This window comes from Burkholderia sp. Bp9004 (assembly GCF_003858025.1).
In the GTDB taxonomy this organism is placed as follows: Bacteria; Pseudomonadota; Gammaproteobacteria; order Burkholderiales; family Burkholderiaceae; genus Burkholderia; species Burkholderia diffusa.
Window position 1 is genome coordinate 35072 of sequence record NZ_QTQD01000005.1, and the last position, 17627, is coordinate 52698.

Below are 17627 nucleotides of genomic sequence, written 5' to 3' on the forward strand. Positions count from 1 at the left end.
GATGTGCAACGGTATCACGCAGTGCCGACATGCTGCATCGTGTGCCACGGCGAAGCCGCCGTTCGCGTGGCGCGGGCCGTGCCCGACGTGCGTTACGCGTGGAGCGCTTCGATCTGCTTGCGTGCGTTCGCCAGCCCCGCTTCGAAGCCGTGCGGCTTCATGTCGAGGCCCTCCGCGTAGACGAACCGGACTTGATGGATGCCCATCAGGCCCAGCACGGCACGCAGGTACGGCGTGACGGCGTCGGTCGGCTGCCCGACGTGCACGCCGCCGCGCGAACTGAACACGATCGCGTCGACGCCTTCGACGAGCCCCATCGGATAGGTGTCCGTGTAGCGGAACGTCACGCGTGCGCGTGCCACCAGGTCGAACCAGTTCTTCAGCTGGGTCGGCACGTTCAGGTTGTACATCGGTGCGCCGATCAGCAGCAGGTCGCTGCCCTTCAGTTCGGCGACGAGCTCGTCGGACAGCGCGACCGCCTGCCGCGCACGCTCGCCCGGATTCTCCGCGCCGCGCAGCGCATGGAACAGTTTGCCGTCGAGCACCGGCAGGTCGAGATCGACGAGATCGCGCACGACCACGTTGTCCGCGTGCCCGCTGGCCTTGCGTTGCGCGAGGAATGCGTCGATCAGCGCGTTGGTTTGCGACTGGTCGCGGTTGATGCTGGACTTGAGTACGAGAATGCGGGCCATCGGGATCTCTCCGTTCATCTATGAACAACGGGGCTGATCGTATCATCCACTTTTTGTCTCAAAAAGCGATAAGATTTCCCGTCAATGTAGACTTTATCGATCCAATTGCATGCGAAACAACCTCAACGGCATCGCCGTGTTCGTTGCCGCGGCGGAAGCCGACAACTTCGCGCAGGCCGCCGAGACGCTGCACATCACGCGTTCTGCGGTCGGCAAGAGCATCGCGCGACTCGAGGCGCGGCTGGGCGTCGTGCTGTTTCAGCGCACGACGCGCAGCCAGAGCCTGACGGACGAGGGCGCGTTGTTCTATGAATACTGCCTGCGCGCGGTGGAGGAGATCCACGCGGGGGAGGCGCTGCTCGAAAGCGGCAAATGGCAGATGAAGGGGCGGCTGCGCGTGTCGATGCCGGCGCTGTTCGGGCATCTGTGCGTCGCGCCGATCCTGATCGGGCTTGCGCGCGACCATCCCGAGCTCGATCTCGACCTGTCGTTCAGCGACCGGACGATCGACCTCGTCGAGGAGCGCGTCGATCTGGCGGTGCGGGTCGGTGCGCTGCCCGACAGCAGCGGCCTCGTCGCGCGTGCGCTCGGCGAGCACAAGATGGCCTTTTGTGCGTCACCGGCGTATCTGGCACGCTGCGGTGAACCCGCGACCGTCGACGCGCTCGCGCAGCACAAGGCGCTGGCCTATACGCGTCACGGTCAGATGCATCGCTGGCAAGTGGTCGTCGGTGGCCGGACGGAGGAGTTGCAGCCGACGGCCCGTCTGCTCTCCGACGACTTGCGCGCGGTGCTGGACGCGGCTGTCGCGGGGCTCGGTGTCGCGTGGCTGCCTTACTGGCTGGTGCGCGACGAGATTCGCCGCGGCGCGTTGCGCGAGCTGCTGCCGGATCAGCCGGGCGTGACCTATGCGATCCACGCGGTGTGGCCGCATACGTCGCACCTGCCGCTGAAGGTGCGCGCGGCCGTCGATGCGCTCGTGAACCAGCTGCCGGCGCGACTGGCCGAGGTGGAGGCGCAGGCGTAGCGTGCGGCGAGCCGCGCATGCGGCAGGCTCGCGGAAACGGCGCGACGTGCCGGCGGCGAGCGATGAATATGTGACGGGTGTCGGCCCGCGTGAGTCGTTCAGCGCGACGATGCCGACACCCCGCTGCGCGCCGACGACGATACGCGCCGCGTTCCCCACCGCCGGCCGTCAGGCCGTCAGCGTCACCGACAGGCTGCCGAGTTCGCCGAAGCGCACCGTCAGCGCGTCGCCGATCGGCACGTCGATCGCGCCCGCATACGAACCGGTCGTTACGATCTGGCCGGCACGCGCGCCGTCGCCGCGCGATGCGAGGAAATTGACCAGCCACACGAGCGGCTTGAGCGGATCGCCGTCCGGATGACGGCCGTCGATCGTGCGATTCAGCGCACCTTCGAACGACAGCGCGAGCGTCTCGAGCGGCACGTTCAATCCATCGGGCACGACGGGGCCCACGCACAATCCCTGGTTGAACTGCCCGTCGGCGAGTAGTTCGAACTTCGACGCGCGCGCGGGCTCCGCATAGCGGCAACCCAGCACCTCGAGCACGATGCGCACTTCGCGGATCGCGCCGCGCACGTCGCTCTCGTCGTACGGCTGCGCGCGCGCGGGCAGGTCGCGATCGAGCACGAACGCGATCTCCGGCTCGATCCGCACGATCGGGCCGCCGACGACGCGATACGGCACATCGGCTTCGCGGATCGTCGACGCGAAGATCGGCGCGACGATCACGCGGTCGGGCGGCGGCAGCGCGCATTTCCATCCGCCGATGGCTTCGCCGAGCAGGTCGGCGACGCGATGCTGGATCGCCAGCGCGGTATCGACGCTCTCGGGGCGCAAGGCGTCGGGCAGCAGCGGGCCGGGCACGCCGGCATGGCGGGCGGCGACGAGATGCTGGGCGGCGCCGTCCACGCGTTCGGTAGTCGTTGTCATGTCGGTTGAGCGAGTTGAAAGTGAGCCGGCAAAAAAAGGGCCGGACGAAGGTCGCAACGTCGATGATAGCGCTTTCGGCGGCATGGCCGCCCGGTTGCCCGGCGCGGCCTCGGGGATGGCGCGCCGATTTTTGCGCGTGGCGCTTTGCCGCACGCCGCGTTTTGGGTGGATTTTGATCGCCGTCAAGCTTCCAGCCGGCCGTCCGCCGATGATGGGGACATGGCCACGCGCGACCGCGCGCGGCAACTCACCCCAGCGAGGTTCGCATGTACAAGAAGATCATGGTGGCCGTCGACGGCAGCGCTTCGTCGAAACAGGCGCTTGCCGAGGCAATGAAGGTGGCACTGGCGGGCGACACGCACGTCAGCGTCGTGTACGTGGTCGACAAGTCGGTGCTGTTTACGTACGCGGGTCGTTTCGATCCGCATGCGCTCATCGAGGAAATCCGCGACGACGGGCGCAAGGTGCTGCGTGAAGCCGAAGAGGTCCTCGCGCGGGCCGGCGCGAAGGGCGAGGGCGAACTCGTCGAGACCGAGAGCATTGGCGAGGACGTCGCGGAACGCCTGCAGCGTTACGTCAAGGAGCGCGGGATCGACCTCGCGGTAGTCGGCACGCACGGGCGGCGCGGCATCCGGCGCGTGGTGCTCGGGAGCGTCGCCGAGCGCTTCGTGCGTGGCTCGAAGTGCCCGGTGCTGCTGATTCGCGGCGACGATGCCGGCGAGCCGGCTTCCGCCGCGGCAGCCTGATCTGGCGGACGCGCGATGATACGTCGTCAATACCGGATCGTCGTCGCGGCGATCGCCGTGTTCGTGTCGCTCGCGGGGATGATGTCCGTGGTGACCGGGCTGCTGTTCGACGAAACGATCGCGCTGCGTGGCGGCGCGGTCGCGTTGATCGTCGGCGTGGCCTGCTTTGTCGTCATGCTCAACCCGGGGCCGAAGGGCGAGGGGTGACGCGCGGCGCTTCCTCGGTTTCATGCAAGACCGGCAATCACCGCAGCAGCACCGCCGGTCCGTCTTTCCGCCTCTCTCCGTCCGTCATGTCCGGCGCATTCGCGTCATCCAGCCCGGCCGGCATCTCCCTGGCCGGCATCTCCCGTCTCATCGATTCCGCATCAGGCAGCGCACGCTTTGATTGAATGACTCGCGCATGCGCGAGCACGCCGCTGCTTACCTCATCGCGGCGGTCGAGTCCTGTCCTCGCAGCTTTACTTCGGTGGCGCACCCGCATTGATCCGGCCTGACACGGCAACCGTTAGCGCGCGCGTGGCAGCGACCCGTGCGTGATCGCATCGCGCCGCGAAAGCGCGTGATGTCGTGACAAAGCGGCTCACGTACATAACCGTGTGATCGAGCGCCGGCCTGCAACCCGTCAAACCCGTTTCGAAGTCCTTCGTGAAGGCGGGAGCCGCGCGGCGATTCCAGATGGCAAACACCGGTTGATTCAACGCCACACGGTGCAGGTGAATCCCGAGCCTCGCTCCGGCTACGAGCGGCCGCGATGGACGAACGCGTGGTGCGAAGGTCCGGTGCCGGGCATGCCATTAGCGCTCCTGAATCGATCCCCATTTAATACCGATGCGTGCGGGGGCAACGATATCGTGATTTGTATCAAGTCGTGATATGTCGATCCGAAAGAGAATTCATTCGATCCGGACGCAAGGGATGGAACCGGACGCCACGAGCCGAATGCCGATCGTCCTTTACATCCGGAATATCACCTCCTTAAATACTCAGGGTCTGCGAAAAGACCGGAAAAACGAGATCCCCATGAGCCATTTCCTGGATAGATTGCGTTATTTCTCCACCACAAGGCCAACATTCTCCGACGGACATGGCGCCGTCACGGACGAGGACCGCAAATGGGAAGACGGCTATCGGCTGCGCTGGCAGCACGACAAGATCGTCCGCTCGACCCACGGGGTGAACTGCACGGGTTCGTGCTCCTGGAAGGTCTATGTGAAAGGCGGGATCGTCACCTGGGAAACGCAGCAGACCGACTACCCCCGCACGCGCCCCGACATGCCGAACCACGAGCCGCGCGGCTGCTCGCGCGGCGCTTCGTACTCGTGGTATCTGTATAGCGCGAACCGTCTCAAGCATCCGATGGTGCGCAGCGCGCTGGTGAAGCTGTGGCGCGAACGCCGCCGCACGCTCGCGCCGGTCGACGCATGGCGCTCGATCGTCGAGGACGACGACGCGCGGCGTTCCTACCAGAGCCGACGCGGGCTCGGTGGTTTCGTACGCGCGAGTTGGGACGAGGTCAATGAGATCGTTGCGGCCGCAAACGTTTACACGGTCGAGCGGCACGGCCCCGATCGCGTCGTCGGCTTCTCGCCGATTCCGGCGATGTCGATGGTGTCGTACGCGGCGGGCTCGCGCTACCTGTCGCTGATCGGCGGCGTGTGCCTGAGCTTCTACGACTGGTATTGCGACCTGCCGCCCGCGTCGCCGCAGACCTGGGGCGAGCAGACCGACGTGCCGGAATCGGCCGACTGGTACAACTCGACGTTCATCATGATGTGGGGCTCCAACGTCCCGCAGACCCGCACGCCCGATGCGCACTTCCTCGTCGAGGCGCGCTATCGCGGCACGAAGGTCGTGTCGGTGTTCCCCGACTACTCGGAAGGCGCGAAGTTCGGTGATCTGTGGCTGCATCCGAAGCAGGGCACCGACGCGGCGCTCGCGCTCGCGATGGGTCACGTGATCCTGAAGGAGTTCCACCTCGCAGGCAAGAGCGACTATTTCATCGACTACTGCAAGCGCTATACCGACATGCCGGCGCTCGTGCGCCTCGTGCCGCACGGCGACGGCTACGTGCCCGAGCGCCTCGTTCGCGCGTCCGATTTCGACGACGCGCTCGACGAGGCTGCACATCCGGACTGGAAGACCGTGATGATCGACGACGCGACCGGCGAATTCGTCGTGCCGGTGGGCTCGATCGGCTTTCGCTGGGGGCAGCAGGCCAAGGACGGATCGAGCGACAAGGGCAAGTGGAACCTGCGAGGCGAGACGTCGAAGGGTGCGGCGCTGTCACCACGGCTGTCCTGCACGGCCGGGCACGACGACGTGGTCGACGTGCTGTTTCCGTACTTCGGCAACCAGCCGCACGCGCATTTCAACTCGACGCAGCACGGCTCCGAGCTGTCTCGCCGGATCGGCGTGCGGCGCGTCGCGACGCGCGACGGCGAGATGCTGGTCGCGACCGTCTACGACCTGTTCGTCGCGAACTACGGGCTCGACCAGGGGCTGGGCGGGCGCGACGTGGCCGCGAGCTACGACGACGATCTTCCGTACACACCCGCCTGGCAGGAAACGATCACGGGCGTGAAGCGCGCGGACGTGATTTCGGTCGCGCGGCAGTTCGCGGAGAACGCGCACAAGACGCAAGGCAAGTCGATGGTGATCATCGGCGCGGGGATCAATCACTGGTTCCACATGGACATGTCGTACCGCGCGATCATCAACATGCTGATCATGTGCGGCTGCGTCGGCAAGCCGGGCGGAGGCTGGTCGCACTACGTGGGCCAGGAGAAGCTGCGTCCGCAGACGGGCTGGACCGCGCTCGCGTTCGCGCTCGACTGGAACCGGCCGCCGCGGCACATGAACGCGACGTCGTTCTTCTACGCGCACACCGATCAGTGGCGCTACGACACGATGGACCCGGGCGCGCTGCTGTCTCCGCTCGCGGACAAGACGCAGTTCCACGGTTCCCCGATCGACTACAACGTGCGCGCCGAACGGATGGGCTGGCTGCCGTCCGCGCCGCAGCTCGCGGTGAATCCGCTGAAGGTCGGTGCGAGTCTGGGCGACCCCGCGCAGGCCGGCGCCGAGGTCGCGCGGCACCTGAAAGCCGGAATGCTGCGGATGGCGTGCGAGGACCCGGATTCCCCCGACAACTTCCCGCGCAACCTGTTCGTGTGGCGCTCGAACCTGCTCGGTTCGTCGGGCAAGGGCCACGAGTATTTCCTGAAGCACCTGCTCGGCACGACCAACGGCGTGCAGGGCGACGACCTCGGCGCGACGGGCGGCGCGCGTCCGGAGGAAGTGAAGTGGCACGACGAAGCGCCGCGCGGCAAGCTCGACCTGCTCGTCACGCTCGACTTCCGGATGTCGACCACCTGCATGTATTCGGACGTCGTGCTGCCGACCGCGACGTGGTACGAGAAGGACGACATGAACACGTCCGACATGCACCCGTTCATCCATCCGCTGTCGGCAGCGGTCGATCCCGCATGGGAATCGAAGAGCGACTGGGAAATCTTCAAGGGGATCGCGAAGCGCTTCTCCGAGCTGTGCGACGGGCATCTCGGCGTCGAACGCGACGTCGTCCTCGCGCCGATCGCGCACGATACGCCGGGCGAACTCGCGCAGCCGTTCGACGTGCAGGACTGGAAGCGCGGCGAATGCGAGCCGGTGCCGGGCCGCACGATGCCGTCGGTGATCGCGGTCGAGCGCGATTATCCGAACACCTATGCACGCTTCACGTCGCTCGGCCCGCTGATGGACAAGCTCGGCAACGCGGGCAAGGGCATCGGCTGGGACACGAAGGACGAAGTGAAGCTGCTCGGCCAGCTCAATTACCAGGTCGCCGGCGGCGCCACGCAGGGGCGCCCGCGCATCGACACCGCGCTCGACGCCGCGGAGGTGATTCTCGCGCTCGCGCCGGAGACCAACGGCGAAGTCGCGGTGAAGGCGTGGCGCGCGTTGTCTGGCATCACCGGCATCGACCACACGCACCTGGCCGCCGCGCGCGCGGACGAGAAGATCCGTTTCCGCGACATCCAGGCGCAACCGCGCAAGATCATCTCGTCGCCGACGTGGAGCGGGATCGAATCCGAGCACGTGTCGTACAACGCCGGTTACGTGAACGTGCACGAACTGGTGCCGTGGCGCACGCTGACGGGCCGTCAGCAGTTGTACCAGGATCACGCGTGGATGCGCGCGTTCGGCGAGTCGCTGTGCGTGTACAAGCCGCCGATCGACACGGGCAGCTATGCGCACATGGTCGGCAAGCGCTCGAACGGAAATCCGGAGCGCGTGCTCAACTTCCTGACGCCGCACCAGAAGTGGGGGATCCACAGCACGTACACGGACAACCTGCTGATGCTCACGCTGTCGCGCGGCGGCCCGATCGTGTGGATGTCGGAGGACGACGCGAAAGCGATCGGCGCGGTCGATAACGACTGGATCGAGTGCTACAACTCGAACGGTGCATTGTGCGCGCGGGCGGTCGTGAGCCAGCGGATTCCGTCCGGGATGGTGATGATGTACCACGCGCAGGAAAAGATCGTGAATACGCCGGGCTCCGAGATCACAGGCACGCGCGGCGGCATTCACAACTCGGTCACGCGCATCGCGCTGAAGCCGACCCACATGATCGGCGGCTACGCGCAGCTGTCGTACGGCTTCAACTATTACGGCACGGTCGGCTCGAATCGCGACGAGTTCCTGATCGTGCGCAGAATGAGCAAGATCGACTGGCTCGACGGCGAGGAAACCGCGGTCGACCCGACCACACAGGCCGTACGGGATGGAGAAACGTCATGAAGGTACGCGCACAGATCGCGATGGTGCTGAACCTCGACAAGTGCATCGGGTGCCATACCTGCTCGGTGACCTGCAAGAACGTGTGGACCAGCCGCGAAGGGATGGAGTACGCGTGGTTCAACAACGTCGAGACGAAGCCGGGCATCGGCTATCCGAAGGACTGGGAGAATCAGGACCGCTGGCGCGGCGGCTGGCAACGCCGTGCGGACGGCCGGATCGAGCCGCGTATGGGCGGCAAGTGGCGGCTGCTCGCGCAGATTTTCGCGAACCCGCACCTGCCCGAGATCGACGATTACTACGAGCCGTTCACATTCGACTACGGCCATCTTCAGGAAGCGGGCAACACGCGCGCGATGCCGGTCGCGCGGCCGCGCTCGCTGATCAGCGGCCAGCGGCTCGAAAAGATCGAGTGGGGTCCGAACTGGGAGGAAATCCTCGGCGGCGAGTTCGAGAAGCGCGCGAAGGACTACAACTTCGAGTCGGTGCAGAAGGAGATCTACGGGCAGTTCGAGAACACCTTCATGATGTACCTGCCGCGCCTCTGCGAGCACTGCCTGAATCCGGCGTGCGTCGCGTCGTGCCCGTCGGGTTCGATCTACAAGCGCGAGGAAGACGGCATCGTGCTGATCGACCAGGACAAGTGCCGCGGATGGCGCATGTGCGTGTCGGGCTGCCCGTACAAGAAGATCTACTACAACTGGCAGAGCGGCAAGGCCGAGAAGTGCATCTTCTGCTATCCGCGCATCGAGGCCGGCCAGCCGACGGTGTGTTCGGAAACCTGCGTGGGCCGCATCCGCTACCTCGGCGTGCTGCTGTACGACGCCGACAGGATCAGTGAAGCCGCGAGCGCGGAGAACGAGAAGGACCTGTACGAAGCGCAGCTGTCGCTGTTCCTCGATCCGGAGGACCCGGCCGTGATCGCGCAGGCCGAGCGCGACGGCGTGCCGGCCGCGTGGCTCGACGCCGCGCGGCGCTCGCCGACCTACAAGATGGCGATCGACTGGAAGATCGCGTTCCCGCTGCATCCGGAATACCGGACGCTGCCCATGGTGTGGTACGTGCCGCCGCTGTCGCCGATCAACTCGGCCGCCAACAGCGGCGCGCTCGGGATGAACGGCTATCTGCCGGACGTCGAATCGTTGCGCATTCCGCTGCGCTATCTCGCGAACCTGTTGACGGCCGGTGACGAGGCGCCCGTGAAGCTCGCGCTCGAACGGCTGCTCGCGATGCGCGCGTTCATGCGCGCGCGCCACGTGGACGGCGTCGACGCGCGCGGCGTGCTCGACCAGGTCGGTCTGTCGCTCGCGCAGGTCGAGGAGATGTACCGCTATCTGGCGATCGCGAACTACGAGGATCGCTTCGTGATCCCGACGACGCACCGCGAGTATGCGGAAAACGCATACGACCTGCGCGCGTCGTGCGGCTTCTCGTTCGGCAACGGCTGTTCCGACGGCCGTTCGGAGGGCAGCCTGTTCAGTCCGAAGAAGGGCACGAAAACCATTCCGATCCACGAGGCGTCCCGATGAGCACCGCACCCGATCCGACCTACGCGGCGTTCGCTGCGCTGCTTGACTATCCCGACGATGCGCTCGTCGACGTCCTCGATTCGATCGAAGCCCATCTGCGCGAATGCGTGCGCGTGCCGAAGGCGGTGCGCGCGGGCCTCGACCGCTTCTTCGCCTACGTGCGCGAGCGTGACCTGCTGACGCTGCAGGAGAACTACGTCGCGCTGTTCGATCGCGGTCGCGCGACGTCACTGCACCTGTTCGAGCACGTGCACGGCGAATCGCGCGACCGCGGGCAGGCGATGGTCGACCTGCTGCAGATGTACGAGCGGCACGGGTTGACGTTGAATCCGGGCGAGCTGCCCGACTACCTGCCCGTGTTCCTCGAATACCTGTCGCGGCTGCCGGCGACCGATGCGCGCAACCTGCTCGGCGAGACCGGCGAGATCCTGCGCGCGTTGGCCGGCCAACTCGCGCAGCGCGGCAGCCATTACAGCTTCGTTGTCGGCGCGCTGCTGCCGATGGCCGGCCTCGCGTCGGTCGACGCACCGGCGGCCGCGGACGACGACGTCGCAGGCGAGCGGCCGAGTGCCGACGACTACCGCGCGCTCGACGCGTCGTATGCGGACGAGGCAGTGCGCTTCGTCGGCGCGGCAACGCCGGCCGAGCAGACGGTGCGGTTCCACGACAAGCGGCCGGCCTGCGGCGCATAAGCGCCGGCTCAACTGGGGAAAGACATGAACGCTTATTTGCATCAGTTCCTGTTCGGGATCTACCCGTACATCTGTCTCGCGGTGCTGCTGGTCGGCAGCCTGATCCGCTTCGACCGCGAGCAGTACACGTGGAAGAGCGATTCGTCGCAACTGCTGCGCCACGGGATGCTGCGGCTCGGCAGCAACCTGTTCCACTGGGGCGTGCTGGTCGTCGTGCTCGGGCACTTCGGTGGCTTCCTCGCACCGCACTGGCTCGTGTCGCCGTTCCTGTCGGCGTCCGGGCACCAGCTCGTCGCGATGGTGGCGGGCGGTGCGGCCGGCGTCGCGGCGATCATCGGGCTGACGATCCTGATCTGGCGACGCCTCGGCGACCCGCGCATCCGCAAGAACAGCCGCCAGTCCGACATCCTGATCGTGCTGATGCTGTGGGTGCAACTCGCGCTCGGGCTCGGCACCGTCGTGCTGTCGACGCGTCACATGGACGGTGTGATGTTCGAGCAGCTCACCGATTACGTGAAGGGCGTCGTCACGTTCCGGCCGGACATCGCAAGCCTGCTGGTCGGCGTGCCGCTGACGTACAGGCTGCATATCCTGTTGGGCTTCACGATCTTCCTCGTGTCGCCGTTCACGCGGATGGTGCACATCTGGAGCGGCATCGCGTCGGTCGCGTACCTGATCCGCCCGTACCAGCTCGTGCGCAAGCGCTGAGGAGGCCACATGAACGACGTTCTCTCCGAAGTCGCGACCGCGCCGCTGGCGATCAACGGCGTTGCGATCGACGACGCGGCCATTGCGGCCGAGGCCGAGCATCACGGCGATGCGCCCGATCCGCTCGACGCGGCACGGCATGCGCTCGCGGTGCGCGAACTGCTGCGTCAGCGCGCGGTATCGCTCGGGCTGATCGATGAAAGCACACCCCTCGACGACGCAGCGGTCGATGCCTTGCTCGAGCGCGAGCTGACTCACGTGCCCCAACCCGATCGCGCCGATTGCGAGCGCTACTACGGGCAGCATCCGACGCGTTTTCGCCGCGGCGACATCGTGTATGCGAGCCACGTGCTGTTCGCGGTGACCGACCGCGTGCCGCTCGCACCGCTGCGGCAGCGCGCGGAACGTGCGCTCGCCGACGTGGTGGCCGCGCCCGACACGTTCGAAGCGGTCGCGCGCGCGTCTTCGAATTGTCCGTCGGCACAAGTCGGCGGCAGCCTCGGGCAGCTCCTGCGCGGCGACACCGTGCCGGAATTCGAGGCTGCGCTGTTCGATACGGACGGGCTCGGCGTGCTGCCGAAACTCGTCAATACCCGCTTTGGCTTCCACATCGTGCGCATCGAGCGCCGCGTGCCTGGCGACGTGGTGCCGTTCGACGAGGCCGCCGGCCAGATCGCCGCGTACCTGTCGGAACGCGTGCGGCAGCGGGCGATACGGCAGTACGTGGCGATACTCGCGGGCGGCGCGCGGGTCGAAGGCGTGACCTTCGACGGCGCGAACGGCCCGCTCGTCCAATGAAACGAGGTTTTGCGTATGGCAATTCAACAAGGTAGCGCTCGCCTGGCCGCGGAGACGCAGACCGTTCCGCTGCGCGCATGGTCGGTGCTGGCCGCGAGCACGCTCGCGTTCATGGTGTGTTTCGTCGTGTGGATGATGTTCGGCGTGCTCGGCGTGCAACTGCGCACCGATCTCGGGCTGAACAGCACGGAATTCGGGCTGCTCACGTCGACGCCCGTGCTGACCGGCGCGCTGATGCGCTTGCCGCTGGGCACGTGGACCGACCGCTTCGGCGGCCGGATCGTGATGACGGTGCTGCTCGTCGTGTGCGCGATTCCCGTCTACATCGTCAGCTACGCGACGCAGCTGTGGCAGTTCCTCTTGATCGGGCTGTTCCTCGGCTGCGTCGGCGCGTCGTTCGCGGTCGGCACGCCGTACGTCGCGCGCTTTTTCCCGCCGAAGCGGCGCGGGCTCGCGATGGGCGTGTTCGGTGCGGGCACGTGCGGCGCGGCGGTCAACCTGTTCGTCACGCCGCTGCTGCTGTCCGCATATGGATGGCGCTTCGTGCCGCGCGTCTACGCAGTCGCATTGCTCGTCACGGCCGTGATCTTCTGGTTCGCGTCGGCACCCGATCCAGGGGCAGGCAAACGGGGTGGATCGATGCTCGACGCGTTCAAGGTGTTGCGCGATCCGCGCGTGTGGCGGCTCTGCCAGTACTACTCGATCACGTTCGGCGGCTTCACGGCGCTCTCGCTGTGGATCCCGCAGTACCTGAAGAGCGAATACGGGATGTCGCTCGTGATGGCATCCGCGTTCGCGGCCGGCTTCTCGCTGCCGGGCTCCGTGCTGCGTGCGCTCGGCGGCGCGCTGTCCGACCGCTTCGGCGCGCATGCGGTCACCTGGTGGGGGCTGTGGGTCGCGTGGATCTGCCTGTTCCTGCTGTCATATCCGGCGACCGACTTCGTGATTCACACGATCGACGGCACCGCGTCGCTGAATCTGTCGATGCCGGTGGCAGGCTTCGTCGCGCTGACCTTCGTGCTCGGTGCGGTGTTCGCGTTCGGGATGGCGTCGACCTTCAAGTACGTAGCCGACGATTTCCCGGACAACATGGGCGTCGTCACGGGCATCGTCGGCCTCGCGGGCGGGCTCGGCGGCTTTCTGCTGCCGATCCTGTTCGGCCTGCTGCTCGACTTGCTGCGCGTGCGCACGACCTGCTTCATGTTCTTGTACGGGATCGTGTGGGTGTCGCTGATCCTGATCTACCTGTCCGAGGTGCGGCGCACGCCTGTGACGGGCTGAACGTTCCTGCGCGATGCCGGTAGCCTGCGGCATCGCGCACGCATCTTGCAGCACGCCGGGCGTTTTCGAGCGTCCGCAGTTCTGTCAAACTGGCGCCCATGACACCGCGCCTCGCCTTATCGCCTTCCTCCGATTCCACACCTGCGCCCGCGGGCGTCCCCGACGCCGACGAACTGGCCGCGCTGCGCGCGTGGTACGCGGGCATGACCGTGCGGCAGGCCGTCGAGCGCTACCTGCCCGATCGGCTCGGCGAAGGGCGCTCGGCGCGCGGCGTGATCGGCGGGATTCGTCGCCGTCTCGTGCGTGTCGCGCGGCAGGCAGGGCGGCCCGATCTCGCGGAGCAACTGGGTCATGCCGACAGCGCGCGCATTCAGATGGCGAAGGCCGCGACCGATGCGATCGGCCTGCTGCGCCATGCGCGAGCGCCGGTGCCGCAGATCAGCGATGACGTTGGTTTGTGGCTGCCCGCACGCGCAGTCGTCGCGCTGCGCGCGCACGGGATCGCGACGCTGGCCGACCTGACCGTGCGGATTCCGCGGCGGCGCCAGTGGTGGCGCGCAATAACGGGGCTCGGCGTGGCGAGCGCACGCCACATCGAGGCGTTCTTTTCCGCGCATCCCGACTTGACCGAGCGGGCGCGGGCGCTGATCGCGGCGACGCCGCGCAGCGCCATCGTGCCGTGGGAGCAGCTGAAGTTGCCGCACGAGGTCGACGGGTCGGCCGGCACGTTCCGCGCGCCGCGCGCGACCAGCACGCTCGACGCGGACAACGATTACGCGGCCGTGCACGCGTGGCTGTCGCTGCACGAATCGGCCGCGACGCGCCGCGCGTACCGGAAGGAGGCCGAGCGGCTGATCCTGTGGGCGATCGTCGAGCGCGGGCGCGCGCTGTCGTCGCTGACCACTGAGGATGCGGTTGCGTATCGCGCGTTCCTGCGCAACCCGACGCCGCACGAACGCTGGATCGGCCCGGTGCGGCCGCGCGGCGCGCCGGACTGGCGGCCGTTTTCGGGCGGATTGTCCGCGCGTTCGGCCGCGTACACGCTATCGGTCCTCGGCGCGCTGTTCCGCTGGCTGATCGAGCAACGCTATTTGCTTGCCAATCCGTTCGCGGGCGTCAAGGTGCGCGATACGCGCGGCGCGAATGCGCTGGACACGTCGCATGCGTTCACCGAAGGCGAGTGGCTGCTCGTGCGCACGATCGCGGACGGGCTCGAGTTTCGCAAGGGCAAGCCGCCCGGCGCACCGCAGTCCGGCTGGACGCCGGCCGCCGCGCAACGGCTGCGTTTCATCCTCGATTTCGGCTATGCGACCGGGCTGCGCGCGAGCGAACTGGTCGGCGCGACGCTTGGCGACATCGAAACGGACGCGCACGGCGATGCGTGGCTGAAGGTGATCGGCAAGGGCAGCAAGGCCGCGCGCGTCGCGCTGCCGCCGCTCGCGCGCACGGCGCTCGATCGTCATCTGGTCGCGCGGCGGCTGCCGGTCACGCCGGTGCGCTGGCGGCCCGATACGCCGCTGATTCCGAGCCTTGCGGAAGACGGGGCGGCGGGAATTACGAGCGTGCGGCTGTGGAAGGTGATGCAGCGTTTCTTCGCGCAGACGGCCGCGCTCGTCGATGACGACAACCCGTCGCTCGCGCAGAAGCTGCGCCAGGCGAGCCCGCACTGGATGCGTCATACGCATGCGACGCACGCGCTCGCGCGCGGCGCGGAGCTGACGACGGTGCGGGACAACCTGCGGCATGCGTCGATCTCGACGACGTCGATTTATCTGCACGGGGACGATGTGAAGCGGGCACGGCAGATGTCGAGTGCGTTTTCGGCTGACAAATGAGCAGGGCGCGCGCGTGATCGCATGAAATCTGAACGGAACGACACCGCGTCGGTAACGGTCAGAAGGGTTATTCGGTAACGGAGCGGATGGATGGCATCGAGTCAGGGAACCGTCGATTTCGTCGTCGAGCAGATGGCTGCAGCGGGTACCGTGTCGGCGCGCAAGATGTTCGGCGAGTACGGCATCTACTGCGACGGCAAGATGGTCGCGCTGGTGTGCGACGACCGGTTGTTCGTCAAGCCGACGCCTGACGGGCGTGCGTTTCTCGGCACCTGCGACGAAGCGCCACCGTATCCGACGGCGAAGCCGCATCTCGTCATCGGGGGCGAGCGCTGGGACGACCGTGAATGGCTGTCGACGCTGATCCGGATCACTGCTGCGCAACTGCCGGTGCCGGTGAAGCGGGGTCGATAGCAGTCGGCGTATTCTGTGAACCATGTGCGCGACCATCGCGCCCCCGCTGGAGCACAAGAATGGAGACATCCGAACATCCGCAAGCACCGCGATATGCGCGCCGCGCATGGCACGCGCTCGTCGCAGCCCTGTGCCTCGGCTGGTGCGCGCTGCCGTTCGGCGCGGACGGCGCGGCGGCGCTGCTCGACCGTTACCACAGCCTCGGTGCGCAACTGAAGGACAACGCGTTTCACCGGCCGCTATACCTCGAATCGTCGGAGGCGTCGTCGTCGCTGAAGGGCGACATTTACGCGGTCGTCGACTATCCGTTTTCCGTCGTGAACGGCAAGCTCAACGATCCCGCGCAGGGCCCCGCGAACTGGTGCGCGGTGCTGATCCTGCACCTGAACACGAAGTACTGTCACGCGTCGACCGGCAGCGACGGCCCGGTGCTCGACGTGAACCTCGGCCGCAAGATCGAGCAGAAGCTGTCGGATACCTATCGCGTGCAGTTCCGCTACCGCGTGGCCGCCGCGACGCCTGACTATTTTCAGGTCGACCTGACCGCCGACAGCGGCCCGATGGGCACGAAGGACTACCGGATCGCGCTGGAGGCCGTGCCGGTCGGCGCGTCGCGCACGTTTCTGCACCTGACGTATTCGTACGGCTTCGGCGCCGTCGGCCGCATGGCGATGAAGACCTACCTCGCGACGGTCGGCAGCGACAAGGTCGGGTTCACGGCAGCCAGCGGCGCATCGGCGACGCAGCCGCAGTACATCGGCGGCGTGCGCGGATTGCTGGAGCGCAACACGATGCGCTACTACCTCGCGATCGACACGTATCTCGCGACGCTCGACAAGCCGCTCGACCAGCGCCTTGCGCGCTGGTTCGACGCGACCGAGCAGTACCCGAAGCAACTGCACGAAGTCGAGCGTGGCGCGTATCTGCAGATGAAGGCACAGGAGGTGCAGCGGCAGCAGGCGGCGCGATGACGCCGCCTGCTGCCGGCCTGCTCGGCGCCGATCAGTTCGACGCGCCGCCGACCGTGCGAATGCTGTGCCACTGCCCCTGTTCGACGCGGAACAGCGTGTAGGGCGGCTTGATCAGGTCGCCGCGTTCGTCGAACGAGATCTTCCCCGTCACGCCCGTGACCGACACCCCCGGCAGGCTCGCGACGATCTTGCCGCGGTCGACCGAATCGGCCTTGCGAACGGCCGCGATCATTGCGAGCGCCGCGTCGTACGCGAACGGTGCATACAGCTCGACGTCCTGGTTGAAGCGCGCCTTGTAGCGCTGCGCGAACGCGATGGCGGACGGCAGCTTGTCGAGCGCCGGGCCCGGCTCGAGATCCTGCGTGCCTTCGCCCGCGTTGCCGGCGATCTTCAGGAACGCATTGCTTTTCAACGCGCCGGCGCCGAACAGCTGCGCGCGGATGCCGAGCGAGCGCATCTGCTTGACGAGCATCGCGCCCTGTTCGTCGAGGCCGCCGAAGAACAGCAGGTCGACGTTGTTGCTCTTCATCGTCGTCAGGATGCCGCGGAAATCGACGGCCTTGTCGTTCGTGTATTCGCGGCCGACGATGCTGCCGTGCGCGTCCTTGACGCCTTTCTCGAATGCGTCGGCAAGCCCCTGGCCGAATGCGGTGCGATCGTCGATGATGCCGATCCGCTTCGCCTTCAGCTGCTCGACCGCGAAGCGGCCGGCCACCACGCCGCCGACGCCGTCGTGCCCCATCGTGCGGAACACGTTCTTGAAGCCCTGCATCGTCAGTTGCGGATTGGTCGAGCCGGGCGTGATCATCGCGACGTTCGCCTGCTTGTAGACGGCCGACGCGGGGATGCTGCAGCCCGAGTTGTAGTGGCCGATCACGCCGACCACGCCGTCGTCGACGAGTTTCTGTGCGACCTGGATCGCGATGCGCGGATCGGCCTGGTCGTCCTGCACGTCGAGCACGAAACGTACCGGCTTGCCGCCGATGGTCGGATGTTTCGCGTTCTCCTCGTCGAGCGCAAGCTGCGCACCGTATTGCAGGTCCTTGCCGACGCGCGCGACGGGCCCCGTCAGCGGGCCGGCGAAGCCGATCTTGATGGCTTCCGGGTCCGCGGCCTGCGCGGACGCGGCGACCGTGCCGATCGAGCAGATGGCCAGCCAAACCAGCCAGTTACGACGATTCATGATGCATGCCTCCTTGCAGTG

At 66.9% G+C, this 17627-nt stretch carries 15 protein-coding genes; 12 read left to right on the top strand and 3 right to left on the bottom strand.

All coding sequences use genetic code 11. From position 1 onward, the window contains the following. Positions 1 to 92: 92 nt before the first annotated feature. On the bottom strand, positions 93 to 692 hold the full coding sequence (locus tag DIE08_RS07825; protein WP_124901526.1) for an FMN-dependent NADH-azoreductase: 600 nt from the start codon (positions 690 to 692) through the stop codon (positions 93 to 95). 109 nt (positions 693 to 801) lie between these two features. Between DIE08_RS07825 and DIE08_RS07830 the strand changes: the two genes are divergently transcribed. After that, positions 802 to 1719 carry a LysR family transcriptional regulator gene (locus tag DIE08_RS07830; protein ID WP_124901527.1) on the top strand — a complete coding sequence of 306 codons (918 nt, stop codon included), beginning with the start codon at positions 802 to 804 and terminating at the stop codon, positions 1717 to 1719. 168 nt (positions 1720 to 1887) lie between these two features. Here the strand turns inward: DIE08_RS07830 and DIE08_RS07835 are convergent, their stop codons facing one another. After that, positions 1888 to 2649, bottom strand: coding sequence for a 2-keto-4-pentenoate hydratase (locus DIE08_RS07835; RefSeq protein ID WP_124625533.1), 762 nt, complete (start codon positions 2647 to 2649; stop codon positions 1888 to 1890). A 266-nt stretch (positions 2650 to 2915) separates the two neighbouring features. Here DIE08_RS07835 and DIE08_RS07840 point away from each other — a divergent pair, with 266 nt between their 5' ends. The 11 genes from DIE08_RS07840 (at position 2916) to DIE08_RS07890 (ending at position 16423) form a co-directional block, all read left to right on the top strand. After that, positions 2916 to 3395 (top strand): universal stress protein, encoded by a 480-nt coding sequence (locus tag DIE08_RS07840; protein WP_059605845.1) that lies wholly within the window; start codon positions 2916 to 2918, stop codon positions 3393 to 3395. Positions 3396 to 3410: 15 nt separating this feature from the next. Further along, positions 3411 to 3602: a DUF2964 family protein gene (locus tag DIE08_RS07845; protein ID WP_059605848.1), complete on the top strand. Its 192-nt coding sequence runs from the start codon at positions 3411 to 3413 to the stop codon at positions 3600 to 3602. A gap of 816 nt (positions 3603 to 4418) precedes the next feature. Beyond that, positions 4419 to 8198: a nitrate reductase subunit alpha gene (locus DIE08_RS07850; protein WP_059605851.1), complete on the top strand. Its 3780-nt coding sequence runs from the start codon at positions 4419 to 4421 to the stop codon at positions 8196 to 8198. Beyond that, positions 8195 to 9724 carry a nitrate reductase subunit beta gene (narH, locus tag DIE08_RS07855; protein ID WP_124901528.1) on the top strand — a complete coding sequence of 510 codons (1530 nt, stop codon included), beginning with the start codon at positions 8195 to 8197 and terminating at the stop codon, positions 9722 to 9724. Before DIE08_RS07850 ends, narH begins: the two co-directional genes overlap by 4 nt. Next, entirely contained in the window at positions 9721 to 10416 is a 696-nt protein-coding gene (narJ, locus tag DIE08_RS07860; RefSeq protein WP_124901529.1) for a nitrate reductase molybdenum cofactor assembly chaperone, read from the top strand. The genes narH and narJ overlap by 4 nt, the downstream gene beginning before the upstream one ends. Before the next feature lie 24 nt (positions 10417 to 10440). Further along, complete coding sequence (gene narI / locus DIE08_RS07865; protein ID WP_059605860.1) at positions 10441 to 11124, top strand: respiratory nitrate reductase subunit gamma; 684 nt, start codon at positions 10441 to 10443, stop codon at positions 11122 to 11124. Between the two features lie 9 nt (positions 11125 to 11133). Continuing rightward, entirely contained in the window at positions 11134 to 11922 is a 789-nt protein-coding gene (locus tag DIE08_RS07870; protein WP_124901530.1) for a peptidylprolyl isomerase, read from the top strand. 15 nt (positions 11923 to 11937) lie between these two features. After that, a complete protein-coding gene (locus tag DIE08_RS07875) occupies positions 11938 to 13203 on the top strand; it encodes a nitrate/nitrite transporter (RefSeq protein ID WP_124901531.1) in 1266 nt (421 codons plus the stop codon). Between the two features lie 98 nt (positions 13204 to 13301). Continuing rightward, on the top strand, positions 13302 to 15038 hold the full coding sequence (locus DIE08_RS07880) for a site-specific integrase (protein ID WP_124901532.1): 1737 nt from the start codon (positions 13302 to 13304) through the stop codon (positions 15036 to 15038). Positions 15039 to 15128: 90 nt separating this feature from the next. Then, on the top strand, positions 15129 to 15452 hold the full coding sequence (locus tag DIE08_RS07885) for a TfoX/Sxy family protein (protein ID WP_059605872.1): 324 nt from the start codon (positions 15129 to 15131) through the stop codon (positions 15450 to 15452). A 59-nt stretch (positions 15453 to 15511) separates the two neighbouring features. Next, on the top strand, positions 15512 to 16423 hold the full coding sequence (locus tag DIE08_RS07890; protein ID WP_124901533.1) for a hypothetical protein: 912 nt from the start codon (positions 15512 to 15514) through the stop codon (positions 16421 to 16423). 31 nt (positions 16424 to 16454) lie between these two features. Here the strand turns inward: DIE08_RS07890 and DIE08_RS07895 are convergent, their stop codons facing one another. Further along, entirely contained in the window at positions 16455 to 17606 is a 1152-nt protein-coding gene (locus tag DIE08_RS07895; RefSeq protein WP_124901534.1) for a branched-chain amino acid ABC transporter substrate-binding protein, read from the bottom strand. Between the last annotated feature and the right edge of the window lie 21 nt (positions 17607 to 17627).

Bases quoted from the DNA above. Each gene is read 5' to 3' on its own strand.
- DIE08_RS07890 (WP_124901533.1), top strand. From the start codon at position 15,512: ATGGAGACATCCGAACATCCGCAAGCACCGCGATATGCGCGCCGCGCA.
- DIE08_RS07825 (WP_124901526.1), bottom strand. From the start codon at position 692: ATGGCCCGCATTCTCGTACTCAAGTCCAGCATCAACCGCGACCAGTCG.
- DIE08_RS07845 (WP_059605848.1), top strand. From the start codon at position 3,411: ATGATACGTCGTCAATACCGGATCGTCGTCGCGGCGATCGCCGTGTTC.
- narJ (WP_124901529.1), top strand. From the start codon at position 9,721: ATGAGCACCGCACCCGATCCGACCTACGCGGCGTTCGCTGCGCTGCTT.
- DIE08_RS07850 (WP_059605851.1), top strand. From the start codon at position 4,419: ATGAGCCATTTCCTGGATAGATTGCGTTATTTCTCCACCACAAGGCCA.
- DIE08_RS07840 (WP_059605845.1), top strand. From the start codon at position 2,916: ATGTACAAGAAGATCATGGTGGCCGTCGACGGCAGCGCTTCGTCGAAA.
- DIE08_RS07895 (WP_124901534.1), bottom strand. From the start codon at position 17,606: ATGAATCGTCGTAACTGGCTGGTTTGGCTGGCCATCTGCTCGATCGGC.
- DIE08_RS07880 (WP_124901532.1), top strand. From the start codon at position 13,302: ATGACACCGCGCCTCGCCTTATCGCCTTCCTCCGATTCCACACCTGCG.
- DIE08_RS07885 (WP_059605872.1), top strand. From the start codon at position 15,129: ATGGCATCGAGTCAGGGAACCGTCGATTTCGTCGTCGAGCAGATGGCT.
- narI (WP_059605860.1), top strand. From the start codon at position 10,441: ATGAACGCTTATTTGCATCAGTTCCTGTTCGGGATCTACCCGTACATC.
- DIE08_RS07875 (WP_124901531.1), top strand. From the start codon at position 11,938: ATGGCAATTCAACAAGGTAGCGCTCGCCTGGCCGCGGAGACGCAGACC.
- DIE08_RS07830 (WP_124901527.1), top strand. From the start codon at position 802: ATGCGAAACAACCTCAACGGCATCGCCGTGTTCGTTGCCGCGGCGGAA.
- DIE08_RS07835 (WP_124625533.1), bottom strand. From the start codon at position 2,649: ATGACAACGACTACCGAACGCGTGGACGGCGCCGCCCAGCATCTCGTC.
- DIE08_RS07870 (WP_124901530.1), top strand. From the start codon at position 11,134: ATGAACGACGTTCTCTCCGAAGTCGCGACCGCGCCGCTGGCGATCAAC.
- narH (WP_124901528.1), top strand. From the start codon at position 8,195: ATGAAGGTACGCGCACAGATCGCGATGGTGCTGAACCTCGACAAGTGC.